Raw genomic sequence first — 19,725 nt, 5'->3', positions numbered from 1 at the left:
CCTGAGAAAATAGCTCGATGCCAGGTAAAACATTCTCTTAATAGGCTGATGATGTGCTGGTTGCTGAAGCGATCAACATCACCATCCACGAAGAAGCCACCTCGTCATGAGGTGGCTTTTTTGTTGTCTATTGTTCTGCGGTGAGATGAGTGCTTACCTCGCGCAGCGATTCAATCACCATGTGATCCCTTGGGTCACGGTCAGGGTTGCCGTCGCGACGGCTAAAGAGGGTGTGCATTCCAGCCGAACGTGCAGCGTCGCATTCTGCTCCGTTATCACTTACGAACCAAATATTGTCTGTTGCAATGTGCAGATGCTTGGCAATTTTTATGTAGCTCTTGGTGGATTTTTTAGGTCCAGTGCGTGTGTCAAACCAGTGGCTGAAAAGGTTTTCAAGGTCGCCCGCAGGACTGTGTCTATACAGCAATTTTTGTGCCTGAATACTGCCCGATGAATACACCGAAAGTACCCATCCTTGCTCGTGCCATTGACGCAAGCATTCTGCCGTTTCTGGAAAGAGTTGAGATTTTAGTTCTCCATTTCTATAGCCGTATTCCCAGATTTTCCCCTGAAGTTCTTTGAGTGCCGTCGACTTTCTGTCGATGCTGATTAGGTGCTTGAGGTATTGAGTTAGCCCGTTGACCTCGTTAATTTGCTGTTGTTCAACCTGCTTTTTCAGGTGTGAACTTTCGGGTGACTTATCATTTATCCACTCAGTTTTAGCCTCTTGGATTGGTTTGTTGTTAGTGCTCTTGTTCCAGTTATTTTTGATATATCTGGTCAGCTCATGCTTGGCGAAGGGGAACAAAATGTCGCTGACAAAGCTCGCTGGGCATGTCGTTCCCTCGATGTCGAGCAGAAGATATTGTTGATTCATGATTGATGTCCGATCTGCATTTGAGTCAATTTCACCTCCAAGAGAAACTCGAGGATTTCCAGATGTCGTTTGCTCGCATCAAGGTCCGCCCCCCACGCATAAAGTCCGTGCCCGGCTACGAGAAATCCGCATGGCGCCGTTTCCAAGAATGGGCCGACGGCATCGCTCAGTTCTTCCATCGACTGACTGTTGCTGATTACAGGGATGGTGATGCTGCTGTCGTGAGTCGTGATGCCAACCAGGCCTTTCTGCATTTCCCAGCCCTCCAATACAACCCCTTCTTTGTCTTTGTAATGGCGGGATAACACTGTCCCGGGGATGGAATGGGTGTGCAGCACAGCTCCCGCTTGGGTTGCTTCAACAATGCGGAGATGCAGCGCTGTTTCGGCACTGGCTTTTCCTTCGCCCGTTAACACTTTGCCGCGCTCATCTACCACAATCAACTCACAGGCAGGTATCTGCCCCTTGTCCACACCACTGGGTGCCATGAGCAACTGCAGGGGCTGATGCTGCAGTACCACGCTGAAGTTCCCTCCGGTGCCATCGCACCAGCCGCGTCGGTGGATGTTTTGTATCACTTCGGTCAAGCGATCGCGCTGGGTTTGGCTTGCGGTCACAGTCCGCTCATCCCTCTGTCTTCTATACAGGACTCAGAGGCCCTTCTGCATTGACGCTTCCCCCGAGTTGCCGCTGGACCGGTGATTACCTGGAGTTGCTGGATCAGCGACAACTTCCGGATGCTGTTGCCTTCATGCAATTGCACGGATGGCAGGAGGTTGCTGAGGCGATTACATCCATGGCTGTACGTGGCGCCCCTGCTATAGGCATTGCGGCGGCTTGGGGGGTTGTGCTGGCTGCACGCTCTGGTGAAGACCTTCCTTCCGCCATCCGAGGCCTGCGTGCATCACGACCAACCGCCGTGAACCTCGGCTGGGCCCTCAACCGGATGCAGGCTTCCCTTGCTTCATCCGGTGCGGTTGATGTTGATGCACTCGCTGGTGTTGCCGCTGCGCTTCACAACGAGGATCGTCTGCTGACTCAGCGGCTGGTGGATCACGGCGTTTCCTTGTTGGGTCAGGGCTGCCAGGTCTTGCATCACTGCCATACGGGTGCGATCGCTACAGGAGGGGTTGGAACCGCCCTCGGGGTGATCGCTGCCGCCCATTCCGTTGGCCTGCTTCGCCATGCCTGGCTGGATGAAACGCGTCCCCGCTTGCAAGGGGCTGCTTTGTCTGCCTGGGAGTTGGGCTGTCTCGGGGTGCCCTGCACCGTGATTGTCGATGGCGCCAGTGGATTGCTGATGCGCCGGGGTGAGGTGGACGCCGTGATGGTGGGCTGTGACCGTGTCGCTGCCAATGGGGATGTTGCCAACAAGATCGGTACCTACAACCTGGCGCTCGTGGCCCGAGCCCATGGCATCCCCTTTTACGTCTGCGCCCCAGGTAGCAGCATTGATCGAGTGACGGTCGATGGGGAGGCGATCACTATTGAGGAACGCGATGCAGAGGAGATCACGCACGCGCGGGGTGTGGAAGTCGCGGCTCCCGGGGCCCATGCTTGGAATCCTGCTTTCGATATCACCCCGGCTCATCTGGTGACGGGCTTCATCACCGAGTTCGGTGTGCTTCGTCCTCCCTATGGAGAGGTTCTGTCTGCGCTTTCGCTGCCCAATCAGCTTTGACAGGTCGGGCACCAGTGGGTGCTTCGGCCGGACAGCTTTTCCCTTCGAATTGGCGTTCCACAGCTACGGCAAGGTTCTCCTCCACGCCGGTAAACCCAGGCCTGGCCGCCATAGTTGCCATTCACCCCCTCAAGATCGCGGAAATCACTAAAGGTTGTGCCACCAGCTCCAATGCTGATGGTCAAGACATTGACCAAGGCATCGCGCAACCTCTCCAGTTGTGTGAGCTTCAGCTGCCCTGAGGGCGTGAAGGGAGCGATGCCTGATGCAAAAAGGGATTCATCCGCGTAAATGTTGCCCGTTCCGGCCACCAAGGCTTGGTCCAACAGCGCTGTTTTGATTGGTCGGATGCTGCTCTTGAGTTTCTGCTTCAGGTAGGTGGCGGAGAAGTCGCTGCTGAACGGTTCAGGGCCGAGTCGCGTCAAGCCTGTAATCACCTCTTCAACCGCCTGGCCCGGAGGCACCCACCACATCTCTCCGAAGCTGCGCACATCAACAAAGCGCAACTCCTCCTCTTTGGAGTTCCAGAGGCGAACACGTGTGTGTTTACACGGTTCTGAAGGCTTCTCATGCCATTGGAATTGGCCGGTCATACGCAGATGAACACCCCAGACACCGTCATTTGGCTCCAGGGCTGCCATGAGGTATTTCCCCCTGCGCTGCCAGTGTCCGACAGTTGAGCCGCAAAGACCTTTTACGAAGCAATCGGGACCACCAGGGCTGGCAATAGCCCTTGGTCTGCGGACTTCAACCTTTGCAATTTTGAAGTCGACAAGACGGCCTGCCAGTCCCCGACGGACCGTCTCGACTTCAGGAAGTTCAGGCAATGGCCTCAGGCCGGCTCGAGTTCCGCTTCAGCGAAATTGTTGGTGTTGATGCCACCGTCAACGCCCTGCAGGCCGCTGTAATTGACTTTCTCGAAGCGAACGACAACGGGGTAGCGGATTCCTGAGGTGTCGATGGAGGCAACGGTGCCAACTTCGTTGAACCAGTAGGACTCTGGACGCTTGATGCGCACCTTGGCGCCGCGGGTGATCGCCATCGCTGGGCATTAAGGAGATGCATCTGGAGCGTATCTCGTGGGATGGATGGTGATGACCTCTGCGTCACAGAATGTCGTCCCTTGATAGCCGGCGTCCTTTTGACCAGTTCCATCGCCCTTGATCCCGATCCTTCGCTATTGCAACTGGACTTGCCGGATCCAGAGCAAGACGACATCAGCACGATGGAATTCCTGGCTCGCCTGGAACAGGCATGGGCCGTCTGCGATCGCTTTGACCTCCAGACGGAGATCTGGCGTGGTCGCATCCTCCGCGCTGTGCGAGATAAGGAAAAGCGAGGTGGTGAAGGGCGAGGTGCCGGATTTCTGCAGTGGCTGCGGGAGCAGGAAATCAGCAAGACCCGCGCCTATGGCTTGATTCAACTGGCGGAATCTGCCGACAGCATGCTCAGCGACGGCACCTTGGAGGAGAGCAGCGTCAATCAGTTCTCCAAGCGGGCCTTCATGGAAACCGCCCAGGCGGTGCCCGAAGTGCAGCTGATGATTTCCGAGGCTGCTAACGAGGGGCAGGAAATCACCCGCAAGCAGGTGCGCCGTCTCACCGATGAATTCACGGCGGCCACCAGTCCATTGCTGCCGGAAGAAATTCGTCAGCGCACCCAGGAGAACCTTCTGCCACCCCGTGCGGTGGCTCCTCTGGTGCGGGAATTGGCCAAGCTTCCTGAGCCCCAGCAGGAAGATCTACGCAAGGTGCTTCGCGATGAGCCCGAACTCGACCGCATCAAGGACGTCACCAGTACAGCGCGTTGGATTACCAAGGCAACGGAGTCGGGTGTTGCCGTGCGCGCCTTTCAACAGGGTGAACTGGACCTCGACCGCGCAATGCAAGAGGCCCAGCGCCTGGATGCCCTTGGCCTGCTGGCTGATGCGGTAGGCCAGGCCCAGGCCCTTGAGTCCGCGGTGCTGAAACTGCACACCTCCTGGCGGCGCTTGGGGGGGCTTCAGGAGCGGCTTTGGGTTGAAAGCGGGAGCAGCACGCCTTACCTGCGCGATGTGCTGAACGCTTTGCAGACCCTCAGTGGCGCGACGATGCGGGTGTCGTTGGGAGAGCTCGCCGGTGGCAAAAGGGTGCGGCTCCAGCTGGTGGAGGAGTCACCCGATCAATTGGATCCGCCGCCGCTGGCCTGACTCCAGATCTAGTGCTCGATAAACTGAAATCTCCATATCTGGTGTGTTCTGGCTTCGCTCGAGCGTGTACTGCAGGCCCACTTCGGTTGGGATGGCTTCCGCCCTGGGCAACGGCCCGTGGTGGATGCCGTACTGGCCGGCAGGGACGCGTTGGCAGTGCTGCCCACCGGTGGTGGTAAGTCGCTCTGCTATCAGCTGCCGGCCCTGGTGCGCGAGGGCCTGGTGGTGGTGATTTCACCGTTGGTGGCGCTGATGGAGGACCAGGTGATGGCCCTGCAGCGACGGAGAATCGCTGCGGCCTGCCTGCATGCCGGACTGGATCCAGCCCGACGCCAGCACGCCTTGGAGCAGCTGCGGGACGCCACGCTGCGTCTCCTTTACATCGCGCCAGAACGACTCCAGGGTGAGCAGATACGGCTGATGCTGGAACGTCATGCCTCGGAGGGGCGACTGGTGGCCGTAGCGGTTGATGAGGCCCACTGCATCAGTGCCTGGGGGCATGACTTCCGCCCCGATTACCGTCGCCTGGGTCAGGTCCGCCGCCTCTGCCCGGGAGTGCCAATGCTGGCCCTCAGCGCGACGGCAGCCCCACGGGTGCGGGCCGACATCATTCGCCTACTGGATCTGCGTCGCCCGCTCGTGCAGGTGAGCTCGGCCCGCCGGGACAACCTCCACTACTTGATGCAGCGGCGCCCCAGGGATCCCATGCCGCAAGTATTGGAGGCACTGGAGATGTCCCGTGGCGCTGCGCTGATCTATGCCCGCACCCGTCGTTCCGTAGAGCAGTGGGCGGAACGTCTCAGTGACCAAGGGGTTGCAGCAACGCCGTATCACGCCGGCTTGGATCCGGAGACCCGCCAGCAGGCTCTGAGGCTTTTCCTCGAGCACGAGCGGCCCGTACTGGTGGCGACGGTGGCCTTCGGAATGGGGGTTGACCGTGGCGATGTGGGCCTCGTGCTTCATCTCGATCTGCCGGCCACGCCGGAGGGCTACCTGCAGGAATCGGGCCGTGCCGGTAGAGACGGCAAGTCGGCCCATTGCCAGGTGCTGTTTTCGCCGGTTGATCGCACCAGCCTGGGCTGGGCGATGCAGGCTTCGGCCAGGGGCAGCAAAGCCCTGGAGGAGCGTCGTCGCTTGGACCTGGCGCAGCAGCAGCTGCGTCGCATGGAGGCCGTCGCGGAGGGTGAAATGTGCCGTGAACAGGCGTTGCTGCTGGCGGTCGGCGAGTTGGTGGGTCCCTGTGGTCGCTGCGATCGCTGTATGGAGTCCCCAAAAAGACGCGACTGGTCAGCCCAGGTGGAAAAGATTCTGGCCCATCTGGCCGAGCAGGACGGAACGGAGATGCGCCGCCTTGGAGAGCACCTGGCCCTGCATGAACCCGGACGCCACGACCGTTGGACTTGGTTGGCTCGTCGGCTCGTGCAGGAGGAGTTGATTCAGGAAAGCAACGACGGTGCTCAGCGGCTTTATCTCCGTGAAAGCGGCAGGAGATTCCTGGATTCCCCTTGGCCACTGGATTATGCCGCCTGATTCAGATCAGGCCTTGATCTGACAACGGTCCTTCACCAGGTCTTTTTCGAATCGATTCTTTGGCGCTTCCCAGGTTTTCCAGCTCCCATCGGCACCGGTGGCATTGATCTTCTTGGCGGGACAGTTCACAGCCAGGTAGAGAGCCTGCCCCTGGGCATTGAGGGTCGGCACCACCTGGCTGCCACCCATGTCTTGCCAGTTGCCCCAGTCCACCTGGAGGGGACCATATGTACGCCAGTCAGCCGATTTGGCCAGGGTCCGCTGGGGCTTGGCGGCCTCAACTGGCTTGGCCTTGACCACCGTTTTTTTGGCCTGAACCGGATCCGTTTGCACCGCCTTGGTTTGGACGGGCTTGGCCTTGGCTTGAACCGTTGGCTTCGCCGTCACAACTGGTGTGCTGGCGGTGGCCACCGGTTCCGTTTTTGCTTGCTGCGGTTGGGCGGTGATCGATGCCTGGAAGGAGGGATCCGTCAGGTATAAACGCGTTCCCACTTCAACCTTGTTTGGGTCGGTTAGAGCGTTGATGCTGATCAGGCTGGCCACCGGCAGCTTGTAAGCCTTGGCGATCTGCGTGAGGGTCTGTCCTTTGGTAACAGTGTGTTCTGTAGCTCCTGGGATTGGAGTCACAGCAATGGACTTGAAGGCCGGACGGGGCATCACTGCGTTGCCGGGGAGTCGCAGGGTCTGATCGACGTTTATGTGATTTGCATTGCGCAGGTTGTTGAGGGCAATCAGGTCGCGACTGCGGACTTGGTACTGGCTGGCAATGGTGCTGAGGGTCTCACCGCTTTTGACTCGATGACTGCCGGAGCTTGTCGTGACGTGGGGGCCTGGCACCTGCAAACGTCGTCCTATTTGCAGGTTGTCTGGATTACGGATTCCATTCATTCGCATCAAGGTGCCAATGCTCACGCCGTAGCGGTAAGAAATATCCGAGAGCGTCTCACCGCTCTTGACGTGATGGCTGCCCGAGCGCGTCGTGAGGTTGGGGCCTGGCACCTGCAAACGTCGTCCTACTTGCAGGTTGTCTGGATTACGGATTCCATTCATCCGCATCAAGGTGCCAATACTCACGCCGTAGCGATAGGCAATATCCGAAAGCGTCTCGCCGGATCGCACCGTCACCGAGGCAGCCGTGGCTGACAGGGGGAACCAAGCTGTCAGCAGCAGGGCGGCAAGAGCGGTACGGCGCATTCATCTCCGGCAGATCCCCGCAATTTACGGTGCCTGAAGTAATGCGCCAGTCCCCAGAGCAGTTGCCGCAGCTGGGATGTGGTGCCTAGTGCCCTGGGTTATCCCGCCAGCCGCTTCAGCAGGTTGAGATCCACCTTGTAGGGCGGATAGCGCAGCTTGAAATCAAACTGGAAGGGACGCTTGAGTACCGCCTTGTGGTGGCTGAAAGTGTCGAAGCCGCTTTGGCCGTGGTAACTGCCCATTCCGCTGGCTCCGACGCCGCCGAAGGGCAGCTGGGGAACGCCGGCCTGCATCACCACATCGTTGAGGCAGACCCCACCTGAACTCGTGGTGGTGAGCACCTGCTGCTGCTGGGCCTCATCCCCGCCGAAGAGGTAAAGCGCCAGGGGTTTGGGCCCTTGGCGGATCTCCTGAAGGGTTTTTGTCAGATCTTCCAGCATCAGCACCGGCAGGAGAGGGCCGAACAGTTCCTCGGCCATCAGCGGATCATTGCGGTCATCCACGCGGATCACGGTGGGGGCGATCCGTCGCTGCTCCCGGTTGATTTCACCTCCAATCAGGATGCGGCCGTCCGCTTTGGCGGTCTCCAGAAGCTGCTCCAGCCGATTGAACTGGCGTTCATTAATGATCTGCCCCAGCTGATTGGAGTTGAGGGGATCGGCGCCATACATCTCGGTTCGGGCCTCCTCCATTGCCTTCAGCAGGGGTGAACGCAGTGCGGGTGGCACCAACAGATGGTCTGGAGCGATGCAGGTCTGCCCGGCATTGATCCCTTTGCCCCAGATCAAGCGACGCGCCCCCACCGTTAGGTCGGCCCCTTCAAGAACGATGGCCGGACTTTTGCCACCAAGCTCCAGGGTTACCGGCGTGAGGTGTGCAGCGGCTCCCTCCAGCACTTTCCGTCCGATGCTGCCGCCACCGGTAAAAAAAATGTGGTCGAAAGGCATGGCCACCAGGGCGGCTGCCACGGCTCCATCTCCCTGGACCACCTGCACCACGTCGGGCTCGAAGTGCTGAGGGATCAGCCGTGCGATCAGATCGGCGATGGCACTGGCGTGCTCCGAGGGCTTGAGCACGGCGGTGTTGCCCGCAGCAAGGGCACTGATCAAGGGCCGCAGTGTCAGTTGAAAGGGATAGTTCCAAGGTCCAATCACCAGAACGCACCCCAGTGGTTCCGGTACAACCTTGGCCTGGCCGGGGCGCAGTGAGAGGGGGATAGCCACGCGTCGTGGGCGCATCCAGCGCTCCAGCTGCCGGCCGGTGAGTTTGAGCTCCTGTCGCAGTGCCACCAGCTCAAAAAAGGCTTCGGTCGGTGGTTTGCCGAGGTCGGCGGCGAGGGCCTCGAGCACTTCCGATTCGTGCTCCTTTACAAGGGCGGAGAGCCGTTGCAATTGCTCTCGGCGCCAGGCAAGGGGACGGGTCAGCCCTCTCCCCACGAGCTCCTGCATCCGGCTCAATTGCGATTGGGTGAGGGCCACAGGGCTGACGATTAGGCCAGTCGGGTCTAGCAGTGGTGAATCTGCAACCGGGGGATGACCCCAGAGCTTCCGTGGTGGTCAGGGACGGTCATCTATCAGTTGATCGTTCGCAGCTATTCCGATGGGAATGGCGATGGCACCGGTGATTTCAAGGGGCTTGCGGCGCGGTTGCCCTACTTGCGTTGGCTGGGGGTCAACACCCTCTGGTTGACCCCGATTTATCCCTCCCCCCTGCGGGACGGGGGCTATGACATCACGGATTTCACCGGAATCCATCCGGATCTGGGGGATCTCTCCTCCTTCCATCGGTTCCTCACGGCGGCCCATAGCCAGGGCATGCGCGTGATTTTGGATCTGGTGCTTAACCACACCAGTGACCTGCATCCCTGGTTCCAGCGGGCCCGCTGGGCTCCCAAGGGCAGTTCGGAACGTGATGTTTACGTCTGGAGCGACGACCCCAAGCGCTACGCCGAGGCACCGGTTCTGTTCCGGCATTTTGAGGCTTCGAACTGGGAGTGGGATCCGGTCGCCGAGCAGTACTACCTGCACCGTTTCCTGCGTCATCAGCCTGATCTCAATTACGAGAACCCCTGGGTGCAGGACACGATGCTGGAGGTGGTCGACTTCTGGCTGGATCGTGGTGTCGACGGCTTCCGTCTGGATGCGGTTCCGTTCCTGTTCGAGTCAGAGGGCACCCGCTGCGAGGGGTTGCCGGAGACCCACTCCTTCCTCAAGCGATTGCGGGAGCGGGTGGATGCCCATGGTCGTGATGTGCTCTTGCTTGGAGAGGCGATTCAGCCGGTGGAAGAGGCCGCTCCTTACCTGGCGGATGACGAATTGCATGGAGCGTTCAACTTCGTGCTCACCGCCCATCTGTTCGCGGCCATTGCCAGTGGCCGCACCCAACAGCTCGGGGAGTGTCTGATGCAAGCCGAGGAGGCGGTGCGTGGTCCCCGCTGGGCCCTGCCCCTGCGCAATCACGATGAACTCTGGTTGGGTGATGGCCATCTCATCAGCGATGAGGTGATTCAGACCATCCGGGTTGGCCTGCCCCAGGGGCAGGGGCACTGGTTGAACTGGGGCATTAACCGACGCCTGGCTCCTCTTCTTAATGGCGATCCACGCTCCAACCGGTTGCTGCATGGGCTCCTCTACAGCCTTCCGGGGATGCCCTGTCTGTATTACGGCGATGAACTGGGCATGGGCGACTGGCCCGGTCTGCGGGACCGAGATCCCAACCGCACGCCAATGGCCTGGACTCCGGCCCGCAACGGTGGCTTCTCCACAGCCCCCGATCCGCTGTTGGTGCTGCCACCGATCACCGCGCCCGGCTACGACTACCGCGTGGTGAATGTGGAGGTGCAGAAGCAGCTGCCAGGGTCGCTGCTGAATTGGCACCGGCGCATGCTCACCTGCCGCCGGCTGCTGCCAGCACTGCGGTATGGAAGCTTCCGGTTGCTGCCCAGCCCCCACCCCGGAGTGCTGGTTTATCTCCGCTGTACTGAGGCGATGACAGTGCTCGTGGCCGCCAATGTCACCGCTGCTGGAGCCTCGCTCGGTTTGGATCTCTCAGAGTGGGCTGGCGAGCGCACCCGTGAGGTGATGTGGGGCTGTGAGTTCCCGCCCGCTGCAGCGGAGTGGTTCGTGAACCTTCCGCCCTATGGATTCAACTGGTGGTTGATCGGTGAGGTTGAGCCCGCTGCCACGCCCGCCTGATCCAGCAGCTCCTCCACCAGGGGCCGGAGTCGTTCGGCCTCGTTCAAATCCACCATGGCCAGACGGCAGCGGCGGGCTAGCACATCGCTGCTGCTTCGGGCATGTTCCCGCTGAATTGAGTGGTCCAGTTCTGCGGCACAGATGGGGATCACCGGGCTGAGGGGCTCGCGTCGGCTGGGGTCCGCGGGTTCAATCAAGCCCACTGCCTCCAAGCCATAGGTGCTTTGGAGGTGGGCGACTTGCGCGGCTTTGAAGGCGGTGTCGGGAAGCAGGGTTTCGAGTTGGTGTTTCTGGCGTTGGAGCCCGTCCTGGGTGGCCTCCAACGACTCCACTGCGCCCCGCAATGGCATCACTTCAGGGGTGGGCAGCTTCTTCCCAAGCTGGCGTTCCACCGCGGTCAGGGTGTCCTCAGCCATCGGCCGGCAGGTGGTCCACTTGCCACCCATCACGCTCACCAGTCCGCAGGCCAGAGTTTCCACCTCGTGCTCTCGCACCACACGGCTGCTGTTCATGCCCTGGTCTGCTGGCTTCAGCAGCGGGCGTCCCCCCGCCCATCGGCTGCTCACCTTCGGATGCTGGAGCTGGGGAAACCAGTCACGCACGTAGTTGAGCAGGTAGGTCTCCTCTCCCTCAGAAGGGGATGTGGCGCTCTCCTTGGTGCAGGCTTCATCTGTCGTCCCCACCAAGGTGCGGCCATGGAAGGGGAGCATGAACAGCACGCGTCCATCCGCGGTGGATGGCACCAGAAGCCCAAGGTTCTTCGGACAGAGGTTCTGCTCCAGCACGATGTGGGCCCCACGGCTGGTGAGCATCCTTGGGGGGGCATCAGCCTCCGCCATTTGCCGGATCTCATCAGCGCGAATGCCCGTGGCATTGACAAACGCCGAGGCGCACCAACGTTCCCGTTGGCCCGTGGCGGATTCACTGATGGCGGCCTTGAGCTGGCCCGTGCCATCGGTTTCCAGCTGCACCACCCGGCAACGGGTGCGCAGGGTTGCCCCCCGCTGCTCCGCAGTGAGCGCCAGCAGCAGGTTCAGGCGTGCATCGTCGAATTGCCCATCGCTGTAGGCCACTCCGCCTTGACACTCCTTCAGCAGAGGTAGGGCCTGACGCATTTGCTGCTGAGACAGCAGTCGGCTGTGGCCGATGCTCCGCTGACCGGCTAGGGCGTCATACATCCCCAGCCCAAGTCGGTAGTAGGCCTGTCCCCAGAGCTGTTGTGTGGGCAGGGCCAGCTCGAGTCGTCGGGCCAAGAACGGCGCCTGGGCCAACCAGTGACTCCGCTCGAGCAGGGCTTCCCGCACCAGCCTCAGCTGGGCCAGATCCAGGGTCTTGAAGGCCAATTCGAGATAGCGGACCCCCCCATGGAGCAGCTTCGTGCTTCGGCAACTGGTGCCACCGCCGATGTCTCCGGCCTCTAGCAGGGCCACGCTCAGCCCCCGTCGTGTTGCCTCGTAGGCCACGCTTGCACCGCTGGCACCTGCGCCAATGACCAGCAGGTCCACATGTTGATCAGCCATGCCACCCCAGGCTTCTCGAGACAGCGTCCTGCCAGCGTGCGCGCCAGCGGTTGCGCTGGGATGCATCCATCTGCGGGTGGAACAGTTCCGCGCAGTCTCTTCGTCCGGTCGCGAGCTGCTCCAGGTCTCTGATCACCCCAGCCTGGAGGCCTGCGAACAGCGCCACCCCCCGGGCGGTGCTCTCGAGGCTGGCGGGACGCCGCACCGTCAGACCGGTGCAATCCGCCTGTGCCTGCAGCAGAGGATCGGAGGCGGCGGCGCCACCATCCACCGCCAGTTCCCCAAGGCCGGTGCCGAGGGACTGCTCGGCAAGCTCCACCAACGTCGCCACAGACAGGGCGATTCCTTCCAGGGCTGCCCGGGCAATGTGGCCGCGTCCGCTGTCACGGGTGAGGCCCACCAGAACACCGCGTGCCTGGGGATCCCAGTGCGGTGTTCCCCAGCCGGTGAAGGCGGGCACGAGCATCACCCCTCCCGAATCCGGAACCGAACGCGCCAGTTCGTTCACCTGGGGGGCCTGATCAATGATCTGGAGCCCATCACGCAGCCACTGGATCACGGTTCCTGCATTGAACAGACTTCCCTCAAGGCAGAAGCTGGGTGTTCCGGCGGCATCGGTCCAGCCGAGGGTGCTCAGCAGCCCCGCATCCGAGCGGCGGATGACGTCGCCGGTGTTGATCACCAGAAAGGCTCCCGTGCCGTAGGTGCACTTGCCTTCTCCGGGCTGCAGACAGAGCTGGCCCAAGGTGGCGGCTTGTTGGTCGCCGAGCATCGCCTGGATCGGTAAGCCTGCAAAGGGAAGATCCGAAGCGATGCGCCCGAACTCTCCGCGGCAGGGCAGCAGTTCGGGTAAAGCGTTGGCGGGTAGCCCTGTGGGCTCTCGGAAGTCATCCACCCACCGCTGCTGCTCAAGGTCCATCAGCAGCGTTCGGCTGGCATTGCTCATGTCACTGCCGTGGCGCTGGCCGCCGGTGAGTTGCCAGAGCAGCCAGCTCTCCACCGTGCCGAAACAGAGGTCATCGCTGGCCGCGGCAGCTTGGGCGTCCGCGTAATGATCGAGCATCCAGCGGATCTTGCTGGCACTGAAGTAAGGGTCGAGCAGCAAACCCGTGCGCCGGCGCCACTCCTGCTCCAGTCCCTGCAGCTTCCAGGCCTCGCAGATGGAGGCGGTGCGGCCGTCCTGCCAAACAAGGGCAGGTCCGCAGGGGAGGCCATTGCTGCGGCGCCAGAGCACGGTGGTTTCGCGTTGGTTGGTGATGCCGCAGCTCACCACTGCCTTGCGCTGTGTATCGCTGAGCTTCGAATCGAGCTGCACCAGGGCCTGCCGCTGGCTGGTCCAGATCGCCATCGGGTCCTGTTCCACCCATCCATCCGCGGGGTAGGAAATCGGTAGCGGTGCACTGGAACTGACCACCAGATCCCCGGAGCTGTTGAACAGCGCGGCTCTGGAACTGCTGGTGCCCTGATCGAGGGCCAGAAGAAGAGGCTGTTCAGCCATGGCCAATGTCTTTCTCTCCTGCTAGCCAGGAGATGGCTGACTGCAAAGGTTTTGGCAGCGACCACTCCGTTTCGCAATCCCCCCGCCTGGGTGGCGGATGCGGTGCTCTATCAAATCTTTCCCGACCGTTTTCGCCGCAGTGGGAGGGTCGATGCGCAGCGCCATCTCGCCTTCAAGTCGTGGGGGGCTGACCCTTGCGAGGAGGGATTCCAGGGCGGGGATCTCTACGGCGTCATCGATGCTCTTGATGGGCTTCAAGAGATGGGCATCACCTGCCTCTATCTCACGCCGATCTTCAGTTCAGCCGCCAACCATCGTTACCACGCCTACGACTACTTCGAGGTGGATCCTCTGCTGGGGGGCAATGCAGCACTCATGGACTTAATCGACGCCGTGCATCAGCGCGGCATGAGGGTGGTTCTGGATGGGGTGTTTAACCACTGCGGCCGAGGCTTCTGGGCCTTTCATCACGTGTTGGAGAACGGTGCGGATTCGCCGTACAGGGATTGGTTCCATGTGCACCGTTGGCCCCTGCAGCCCTATCCCGCCCCAGGCGAGGACTGCGGCTACGACGGCTGGTGGGCCTTACCTGATCTGCCTAAGTTCAACCATGCCAATCCAGGGGTTCGGGAGCACTTGCTGGCGGTTGGCCGTCACTGGCTCGAGCAGGGTATTGATGGCTGGCGTCTCGACGTCCCTGCCGAGGTCCCGGCCGACTTCTGGGTGGAGTTTCGGCAGATGGTGCGGTCTACCAACACGGAGGCCTGGATTGTTGGAGAGGTGTGGGGTGATGCGACCACGTGGCTGCAGGGGGATCACTTCGATGGCGTGATGAATTACCGGCTGGGCTGGAGCAGCATTTGCTGGGCCGCTGGTGAGGCACTGCGGCGGGACTACCGCAATTCGGAATACCCCCTCGACCCCCTGGATGGTCAGGCTCTGTTGACCATCTGGACGAGAACAACGCGTTCTTATCGGGAGGTAGTGAACAGGGCCCAGATGAACCTGCTCGATAGCCATGACGTGCCCAGGGCACTTCACAGCCTCAACAACGACTTGGAGGCCCTGAAGTTGGCCCTGCTGCTGCTCTTTCTCCACCCGGGGGCGCCCTGCATTTACTACGGGACCGAAGCTGCTCTGGCGGGTGGCCCTGAACCGGGCCCTTCCAGCGGTCCTGGACCGGCCTGCCGTGAGGCCTATCCCTGGGATGTGCTCTGGCCCGCTGATCTGCGCCCTTTCATTCAGTCCCTCGCAGAACTCCGCTGTGCCCATGGGGTCTTGCGCAGAGAGGGTCTGGGCTGGTCAGCTCATGGGGCGGACGTGCTTGAGGGCGTTGCGGATGGCCTACGTGTCGTGATCAACCGCAGTCGCTCTAATCATGTTCCCCTAACGATCGAGCCAGGACGTTCCTGTGTTTGGAGGATGGGAACTGTCGACAGCCGAGGTGTTGGACCGCAATCAGCGGCTGTTTTGGGGTCGCAACCCCTCTCCCCTGGTGCCGAGGGGAGGAAGAAAGCCCTTGTCGAGACTTGAACTCGAGACCTCTCCCTTACCAAGGGAGTGCTCTACCGCTGAGCTACAAGGGCATGTGGAGGATGGGCCGGGTTGGATTTGAACCAACGTAGGCAGAGCCAGCGGATTTACAGTCCGCCCCCATTAACCACTCGGGCACCGACCCGAACCACACCGGAAGAACTTACCAGTCGGTGTGTCCTTCCTCATTATCTCGATACGATCTGGCGAACTGAAGGGGCCTCCAGCCATGCACGTTCTGCTGCTGAACGGTCCGAATCTGAACCTGTTGGGCCAGCGTGAGACTGGGATCTATGGCCATTCCTCTCTGGCCGACATCGAAGCGGCGCTGAGCCGGGAGGCGGAACAGGAGTCTGTGCAGCTGGACTGCTTTCAGAGCAATTTCGAAGGCGCCCTGGTGGACCGGATTCACCGGGCCATGGGCCGATGCGATGGGATCTTGATCAACGCCGGGGCCTACACCCACACCTCTATCGCCATCCGTGATGCACTGGCTGGCGTCGCGATCCCCTACGTGGAATTGCATCTCAGCAACACCCATGCCCGGGAAAAGTTCCGCCATCACTCGTTTCTGGCTGAGCGCGCTGTGGGTGTGATCTGCGGCTTCGGACCCGCCAGTTACAGCCTTGCCTTGAAAGGATTGCTCAGCTACCTCAGGCCGAACGCATGACCCTCAGTGTTCCTTCGAAAACGGTGGCCTCGATCCGCTGGTTGGCTGCGCCCACCAGTTGGAGCTGGGTGGAGCAGGCCAATGCACGGCCGATGGAGGTGCTGATCGATCACGCCCACTGCGAACGCAAGGCTGCCGGGGCTGCGGTGCAAATGATGTTCCGCTATCTCTGCGAACCGGGTCTAGGCGAAGCCCTCAGCCCTCTGGCGAGGGAAGAACTGGAGCACTTCGAGCAAGTTCTTGCTCTGATCAAGGCGCGGGGGCGCTACTTGGAACCGCTGCCTTCCCCTGGCTATGGCGCTGATCTCGCCCGGCAGATCCGTAAAGGTGAGCCGCAAAGAATGCTCGACTCCTTCCTGGTGGCCGGTCTGATAGAAGCCCGCAGCCATGAGCGCATGGCTCTGCTGTCCGAGCACAGTCCGGATCCCCAGTTGAGCACGCTTTACAGCGATCTGCTGGCGAGTGAAGCCCGCCACTTCGGCTCATATTGGGTGCTGTGTGAGCAGCGCTATCCGCGGGAGCTGATCGTCGAGCGCCTTGAAGTGCTTGCCCGGGCTGAAGTAAAGGCGCTGGAAGGGGAGTTGGCACGCCCTGAAGATGTGCGGATGCATTCCTGCGGGGTTGACTCCAGTCAGATCAGCTGAGCGGCCTCCTGCAAGGCATCCAGCCTGGAATGCCGGAGCACACCCTCCACACCAAATTGCCTCAGCCTTTGTTCAAGGGCCTGATTGGCACCGGCGATGAACAGGGTGCGGCCCGCTGATCGTGCTTCCTCCACCATGCGTTCAATCGCCAGGGTTGCTGTTACCCCGATGCGAGGCACGTCGGTGAGGTCAAGGATCAGCACGCTGTAGCTCTGGATCAACCCCATCCGGGCACTGATTCCTTTGGCGGCGCCAAAACTCAGAGGGCCGCGCAGACGGAACAGCATTAACGCCTTACCGCAGCGGAATATCAGGGCTTTCTCCTCCGAGGAGAGATTGGCGTGTCGTGCCTCCGTGGTATCGGAAGGGTTGTCCTGCTCCATCCCCTCCAGTTGAGACCGCGTGATCGAATCAACGGTCAACAGGTTGGCGACGAACATCCCCACCAGAACGCCCCAGATCAGGTCCCAGAACACGGTCATCAACAGCACCGCATACATAAGCGCGGCCGTTTTCGCTGACAGGCGATGGGCGCGGAGCAGAAAGCCCCAGTCGATGATGTCGAGGCCGACCTTGATCAGGATTCCCGCCAGCAGCGCTGTGGGGATCTGTGCTGCCAGAGGACCCGCCCCCAGCAGCACGAGTAGCAGCACCAGGGAATGGGTCATGCCCGACCAAGGCGTCTGACCACCGGATTTGATGTTGATCACCGTTCGCATGGTGGCTCCGGCACCGGGAAGACCCGAGAGAAACCCGGCCGCGGTGTTGGCGATGCCCTGGCCGATCAGTTCACGGTTGGAGTCGTGATTGGTCTGGGTGATGTTGTCGGCCACCAGGGAGGTGAGCAATGAGTCGATGGCCCCGAGCAGGGCGAGAACCATGCCGGCTTTCACCAGCTCCGGCAGGTGTTGGCTGAAATCGGGAAATACCAGTTGCAAGCCGCCTTCAGGGATTGCACCTATCCGGGCGATGGGTTCAAGGCCCAGTTCCAGTAGCCGGTTGTTGTTGAACAGCACCAGCGACAACGGCGTCACGATCAGCAGCGCCAGCAGAGGCGTTGGCACCCACTGACGGATGCGCAGGGGGGTCAGGAACACCACGGCGAGTGTCATTAATCCAACGGCGAGCGCTGCTGGGTTCCAGCTGGGTGCCTCGATCAGCGAACTCAGGGACCCAATCACGCCGCCCCGGGTGCTTACCCCGATGAAGGGCCCGAGTTGCAGCACCAGGATGATGAAACCGATCCCCGACATGAAGCCGGAGACCACTGAATAGGGCACAAGGGTGATGAAGCGCCCTAGCCGCAGCACCCCGAGCAGGGCTTCAAACACACCACCGATGACCACAGCTGCCATCACCAACGGCAGCATCTCCCCGACATTGAGATCTCGACTGATGCCGATGGCGGCCAGGCTCGAGACGATCCCCGCCACGGTGACGCTCATCGGTCCGGTGGGTCCGCTCACCTGAGCGGGAGTTCCCCCGAGCAGAGCCGCGAGGAATCCGGTGACGATCGCTCCATACAGGCCATAGATGGCGCCCCCTGGTCCAAGAGCAGCATTGCCGAAGGCCAGGGCGAGGGGCAGCGCGACAACGGCTGCTGTCAATCCTCCGAGAAGGTCGCCTCGGATGTTGCGCTGATGCAGACCGTGAATCAGTGCCATCTCAGTTCAGGCCACTCCAGCGGCTCAGGGCTTCCAAGGACTGAACCCCAACTTTTCGGCGTCCATCGGGGAGAACCCAGGTGGGGTAGGCCCGGATCTCTGCGGCGTTGCAGGCTTTGGCTTGCTCCGGTAGCTGCTTCGGCTTGCGGCACTCCACGTAGGTCAGGTCCGCTCCGGCCTGTTTGCCGAAAAGGTTCATCTGCTTGAAGCAGGCCGGGCAGGTCCAATCGCCGTAAAACCTGGCCTCAATCGCCTTCAGATGCTGCGTCAGTGCAAGGGCCTGGGGGCTGGAGTCGCGCAGGGGCTCTGCGATCGTGCTGGTCCAGGAGGGAGCTGCCGATACCGGTGGGCCACCGCTAGCTCCGCCAGTTGCCAATAGCACGCTTGCCAGCAGGGATGAAGCCGTGCTCCTCATGCTGATCCAGCGGTTCGTCTGAAGCTAGGTCGCATTGATGCGTTCGGGCTTCCCTCCATGCGGAAGCAACAACGCAAGCCCCGTTGCGGCGAGACTGGAATCACCACCGAACGGGTATGGCAGGCAGCGGATACAAGGACTATTTCCAGGTGCTCGGTGTCGATCGCAGCGCTGATGCCAACGCCATCAAGAAAGCCTTTCGCAGCCTGGCGCGCAAATACCACCCTGACGTCAACCCCGGTGATGCCCAGGCTGAAGCGCGTTTCAAGGAGATCAGTGAGGCCTACGAAGTGCTCTCCGATCCTGAGAAACGGCGTCGTTATGAGCAATTCGGCCAGTACTGGAATCAGGCCGGCGGTATGGGCGGGGGAGCAGCCCCCGGCATGGATGTTGACTTCGGTCGCTACGGCAATTTCGACGATTTCATCAACGACTTGTTGGGCCGTTTCGGTGGACCGGCCGGTGGTGGTTTTCCTGGGGGTGGTTTCCCCGGCGGTGGATTCGCAGGAGGCGGTTTCCCCCGTGGTGCCCAGGCTTCACGCGCTCCGGTGAATCTGGATGCCGAAGCTTCGGTGAATGTGACGTTTGCGGAGGCCTTTCGCGGTGGCGAACGCAGCCTCTCGGTTAATAACGAGCGCGTCCAGGTGCGCATCCCTGCCGGGGTGAAGAATGGCTCGCGTCTGCGTTTGAAGGGCAAGGGCAATTTGCAACCTGGAACCGGACGGCGGGGCGACCTCTATCTCAACCTCAAGGTTCAGGAGCACCCGATCTGGCGCCTGGAGTCGGATCAGCTGCGGGCCGATCTGCCCGTCAGCCTTGATGAATTGGCCCTTGGAGGCATGGTCTCAGTTATGACGCCCGATGGTGATGCCCAGGTGAGCATTCCGGCCGGCACCGCCCCGGGCCGCAGCTTGCGGCTGAAGGGCAAAGGCTGGCCGTCGAAGACAGGTCGCGGTGATCTCCTGCTCACTCTGACGCTGGCCATGCCGCCCTCATGGAGTGAGCAGGAGCGTCGCTTGCTCGAGCAATTGCGTGCCAAGCGCACGGACCATCCACGTCAAGAGTGGCTTCGATCGGCGGCCCTCTGATCGGGTGACCCTTACGATCACTCCTTGTG

At 61.2% G+C, this 19,725-nt stretch carries 18 protein-coding genes and 2 tRNA genes; 8 read left to right on the top strand and 12 right to left on the bottom strand.

What is annotated here, in order from left to right:
* Nucleotides 1-127: 127 nt before the first annotated feature.
* Nucleotides 128-877, bottom strand: coding sequence for an acireductone synthase (mtnC, locus tag FZZ85_RS11400; RefSeq protein WP_226415336.1), 750 nt, complete (start codon nt 875-877; stop codon nt 128-130).
* The gene (gene mtnB, locus FZZ85_RS11395; protein WP_370631193.1) at nt 874-1,455 is read right to left on the bottom strand and encodes a methylthioribulose 1-phosphate dehydratase; all 582 of its coding nucleotides are present in this window, start codon (nt 1,453-1,455) and stop codon (nt 874-876) included. Before mtnB ends, mtnC begins: the two co-directional genes overlap by 4 nt.
* 89 nt (nt 1,456-1,544) lie before the next feature.
* On the opposite strand from mtnB, the gene mtnA reads away from it, so the two are divergent.
* Nucleotides 1,545-2,558 (top strand): S-methyl-5-thioribose-1-phosphate isomerase, encoded by a 1,014-nt coding sequence (gene mtnA, locus FZZ85_RS11390; protein WP_226415334.1) that lies wholly within the window; start codon nt 1,545-1,547, stop codon nt 2,556-2,558.
* Here the strand turns inward: mtnA and FZZ85_RS11385 are convergent.
* Together FZZ85_RS11385 and FZZ85_RS11380 are read right to left on the bottom strand one after the other, a co-directional pair.
* Nucleotides 2,549-3,385 (bottom strand): DNA-formamidopyrimidine glycosylase, encoded by an 837-nt coding sequence (locus tag FZZ85_RS11385; protein WP_226415332.1) that lies wholly within the window; start codon nt 3,383-3,385, stop codon nt 2,549-2,551. The two genes, mtnA and FZZ85_RS11385, sit on opposite strands and share 10 nt — an antisense overlap.
* Nucleotides 3,386-3,390: 5 nt before the next feature.
* Nucleotides 3,391-3,600, bottom strand: coding sequence for a photosystem I reaction center subunit IV (locus FZZ85_RS11380; RefSeq protein WP_006851563.1), 210 nt, complete (start codon nt 3,598-3,600; stop codon nt 3,391-3,393).
* 42 nt (nt 3,601-3,642) lie between these two features.
* Here FZZ85_RS11380 and FZZ85_RS11375 point away from each other — a divergent pair, with 42 nt between their 5' ends.
* Nucleotides 3,643-4,746 (top strand): hypothetical protein, encoded by a 1,104-nt coding sequence (locus tag FZZ85_RS11375; protein ID WP_370631192.1) that lies wholly within the window; start codon nt 3,643-3,645, stop codon nt 4,744-4,746.
* 117 nt (nt 4,747-4,863) lie between these two features.
* Nucleotides 4,864-6,276 (top strand): ATP-dependent DNA helicase RecQ, encoded by a 1,413-nt coding sequence (locus tag FZZ85_RS11370; RefSeq protein ID WP_370631191.1) that lies wholly within the window; start codon nt 4,864-4,866, stop codon nt 6,274-6,276.
* 6 nt (nt 6,277-6,282) lie between these two features.
* On the opposite strand, the gene FZZ85_RS11365 is transcribed toward FZZ85_RS11370, so the two are convergent.
* Nucleotides 6,283-7,470, bottom strand: a complete 1,188-nt coding sequence (locus FZZ85_RS11365) for a LysM peptidoglycan-binding domain-containing protein (protein ID WP_226415330.1) — start codon at nt 7,468-7,470, stop codon at nt 6,283-6,285.
* A gap of 98 nt (nt 7,471-7,568) precedes the next feature.
* Nucleotides 7,569-8,948, bottom strand: a complete 1,380-nt coding sequence (locus tag FZZ85_RS11360; protein ID WP_226415328.1) for an aldehyde dehydrogenase family protein — start codon at nt 8,946-8,948, stop codon at nt 7,569-7,571.
* A 54-nt stretch (nt 8,949-9,002) separates the two neighbouring features.
* Between FZZ85_RS11360 and FZZ85_RS11355 the strand changes: the two genes are divergently transcribed.
* Nucleotides 9,003-10,664: an alpha-amylase family protein gene (locus tag FZZ85_RS11355; protein ID WP_226415326.1), complete on the top strand. Its 1,662-nt coding sequence runs from the start codon at nt 9,003-9,005 to the stop codon at nt 10,662-10,664.
* Here FZZ85_RS11355 and FZZ85_RS11350 read toward each other — a convergent pair.
* The gene (locus FZZ85_RS11350) at nt 10,607-12,184 is read right to left on the bottom strand and encodes a glycerol-3-phosphate dehydrogenase/oxidase (RefSeq protein WP_226415324.1); all 1,578 of its coding nucleotides are present in this window, start codon (nt 12,182-12,184) and stop codon (nt 10,607-10,609) included. The two genes, FZZ85_RS11355 and FZZ85_RS11350, sit on opposite strands and share 58 nt — an antisense overlap.
* Nucleotides 12,177-13,682, bottom strand: coding sequence for a glycerol kinase GlpK (gene glpK, locus FZZ85_RS11345; RefSeq protein WP_226415322.1), 1,506 nt, complete (start codon nt 13,680-13,682; stop codon nt 12,177-12,179). The genes FZZ85_RS11350 and glpK overlap by 8 nt, the downstream gene beginning before the upstream one ends.
* Nucleotides 13,683-13,733: 51 nt before the next feature.
* On the opposite strand from glpK, the gene FZZ85_RS11340 reads away from it, so the two are divergent.
* Entirely contained in the window at nt 13,734-15,215 is a 1,482-nt protein-coding gene (locus FZZ85_RS11340) for a glycoside hydrolase family 13 protein (protein WP_226415320.1), read from the top strand.
* On the opposite strand, the gene FZZ85_RS11335 is transcribed toward FZZ85_RS11340, so the two are convergent.
* Together FZZ85_RS11335 and FZZ85_RS11330 are read right to left on the bottom strand one after the other, a co-directional pair.
* Nucleotides 15,197-15,268 (bottom strand) — tRNA-Thr (locus tag FZZ85_RS11335). The two genes, FZZ85_RS11340 and FZZ85_RS11335, sit on opposite strands and share 19 nt — an antisense overlap.
* 10 nt (nt 15,269-15,278) lie before the next feature.
* Nucleotides 15,279-15,360, bottom strand: a tRNA-Tyr gene (locus FZZ85_RS11330).
* An 84-nt stretch (nt 15,361-15,444) separates the two neighbouring features.
* Between FZZ85_RS11330 and aroQ the strand changes: the two genes are divergently transcribed.
* On the top strand, nt 15,445-15,885 hold the full coding sequence (gene aroQ / locus FZZ85_RS11325) for a type II 3-dehydroquinate dehydratase (RefSeq protein WP_226415317.1): 441 nt from the start codon (nt 15,445-15,447) through the stop codon (nt 15,883-15,885).
* Complete coding sequence (locus FZZ85_RS11320) at nt 15,882-16,529, top strand: tRNA-(ms[2]io[6]A)-hydroxylase (protein WP_226415315.1); 648 nt, start codon at nt 15,882-15,884, stop codon at nt 16,527-16,529. The genes aroQ and FZZ85_RS11320 overlap by 4 nt, the downstream gene beginning before the upstream one ends.
* On the opposite strand, the gene FZZ85_RS11315 is transcribed toward FZZ85_RS11320, so the two are convergent.
* The gene (locus FZZ85_RS11315) at nt 16,517-18,193 is read right to left on the bottom strand and encodes a SulP family inorganic anion transporter (protein WP_226415313.1); all 1,677 of its coding nucleotides are present in this window, start codon (nt 18,191-18,193) and stop codon (nt 16,517-16,519) included. The genes FZZ85_RS11320 and FZZ85_RS11315 overlap by 13 nt on opposite strands.
* 1 nt (nt 18,194) lies before the next feature.
* Nucleotides 18,195-18,608, bottom strand: coding sequence for a vitamin K epoxide reductase (locus FZZ85_RS11310; RefSeq protein ID WP_226415311.1), 414 nt, complete (start codon nt 18,606-18,608; stop codon nt 18,195-18,197).
* Between the two features lie 116 nt (nt 18,609-18,724).
* Between FZZ85_RS11310 and FZZ85_RS11305 the strand changes: the two genes are divergently transcribed.
* A complete protein-coding gene (locus FZZ85_RS11305; protein WP_226415309.1) occupies nt 18,725-19,696 on the top strand; it encodes a DnaJ C-terminal domain-containing protein in 972 nt (323 codons plus the stop codon).
* The last annotated feature ends 29 nt before the right edge of the window (nt 19,697-19,725 follow it).

Origin of the sequence: Synechococcus sp. MU1642 (assembly GCF_020514115.1) — a bacterium.
Classification (GTDB): Bacteria; Cyanobacteriota; Cyanobacteriia; order PCC-6307; family Cyanobiaceae; genus Parasynechococcus.
Note: the sequence above shows the minus strand (reverse complement) of the source record. Positions and strands in the feature narration are given on the sequence as shown.

Excerpts from the sequence above, each read along its gene's own strand:
- FZZ85_RS11375 (WP_370631192.1), top strand. The coding sequence starts at position 3,643 with ATGGATGGTGATGACCTCTGCGTCACAGAATGTCGTCCCTTGATAGCC.
- FZZ85_RS11355 (WP_226415326.1), top strand. The coding sequence starts at position 9,003 with ATGACCCCAGAGCTTCCGTGGTGGTCAGGGACGGTCATCTATCAGTTG.
- glpK (WP_226415322.1), bottom strand. The coding sequence starts at position 13,682 with ATGGCTGAACAGCCTCTTCTTCTGGCCCTCGATCAGGGCACCAGCAGT.
- aroQ (WP_226415317.1), top strand. The coding sequence starts at position 15,445 with ATGCACGTTCTGCTGCTGAACGGTCCGAATCTGAACCTGTTGGGCCAG.
- mtnC (WP_226415336.1), bottom strand. The coding sequence starts at position 877 with ATGAATCAACAATATCTTCTGCTCGACATCGAGGGAACGACATGCCCA.
- FZZ85_RS11380 (WP_006851563.1), bottom strand. The coding sequence starts at position 3,600 with ATGGCGATCACCCGCGGCGCCAAGGTGCGCATCAAGCGTCCAGAGTCC.
- FZZ85_RS11320 (WP_226415315.1), top strand. The coding sequence starts at position 15,882 with ATGACCCTCAGTGTTCCTTCGAAAACGGTGGCCTCGATCCGCTGGTTG.
- FZZ85_RS11305 (WP_226415309.1), top strand. The coding sequence starts at position 18,725 with ATGGCAGGCAGCGGATACAAGGACTATTTCCAGGTGCTCGGTGTCGAT.
- FZZ85_RS11310 (WP_226415311.1), bottom strand. The coding sequence starts at position 18,608 with ATGAGGAGCACGGCTTCATCCCTGCTGGCAAGCGTGCTATTGGCAACT.
- FZZ85_RS11365 (WP_226415330.1), bottom strand. The coding sequence starts at position 7,470 with ATGCGCCGTACCGCTCTTGCCGCCCTGCTGCTGACAGCTTGGTTCCCC.
- FZZ85_RS11315 (WP_226415313.1), bottom strand. The coding sequence starts at position 18,193 with ATGGCACTGATTCACGGTCTGCATCAGCGCAACATCCGAGGCGACCTT.
- FZZ85_RS11350 (WP_226415324.1), bottom strand. The coding sequence starts at position 12,184 with ATGGCTGATCAACATGTGGACCTGCTGGTCATTGGCGCAGGTGCCAGC.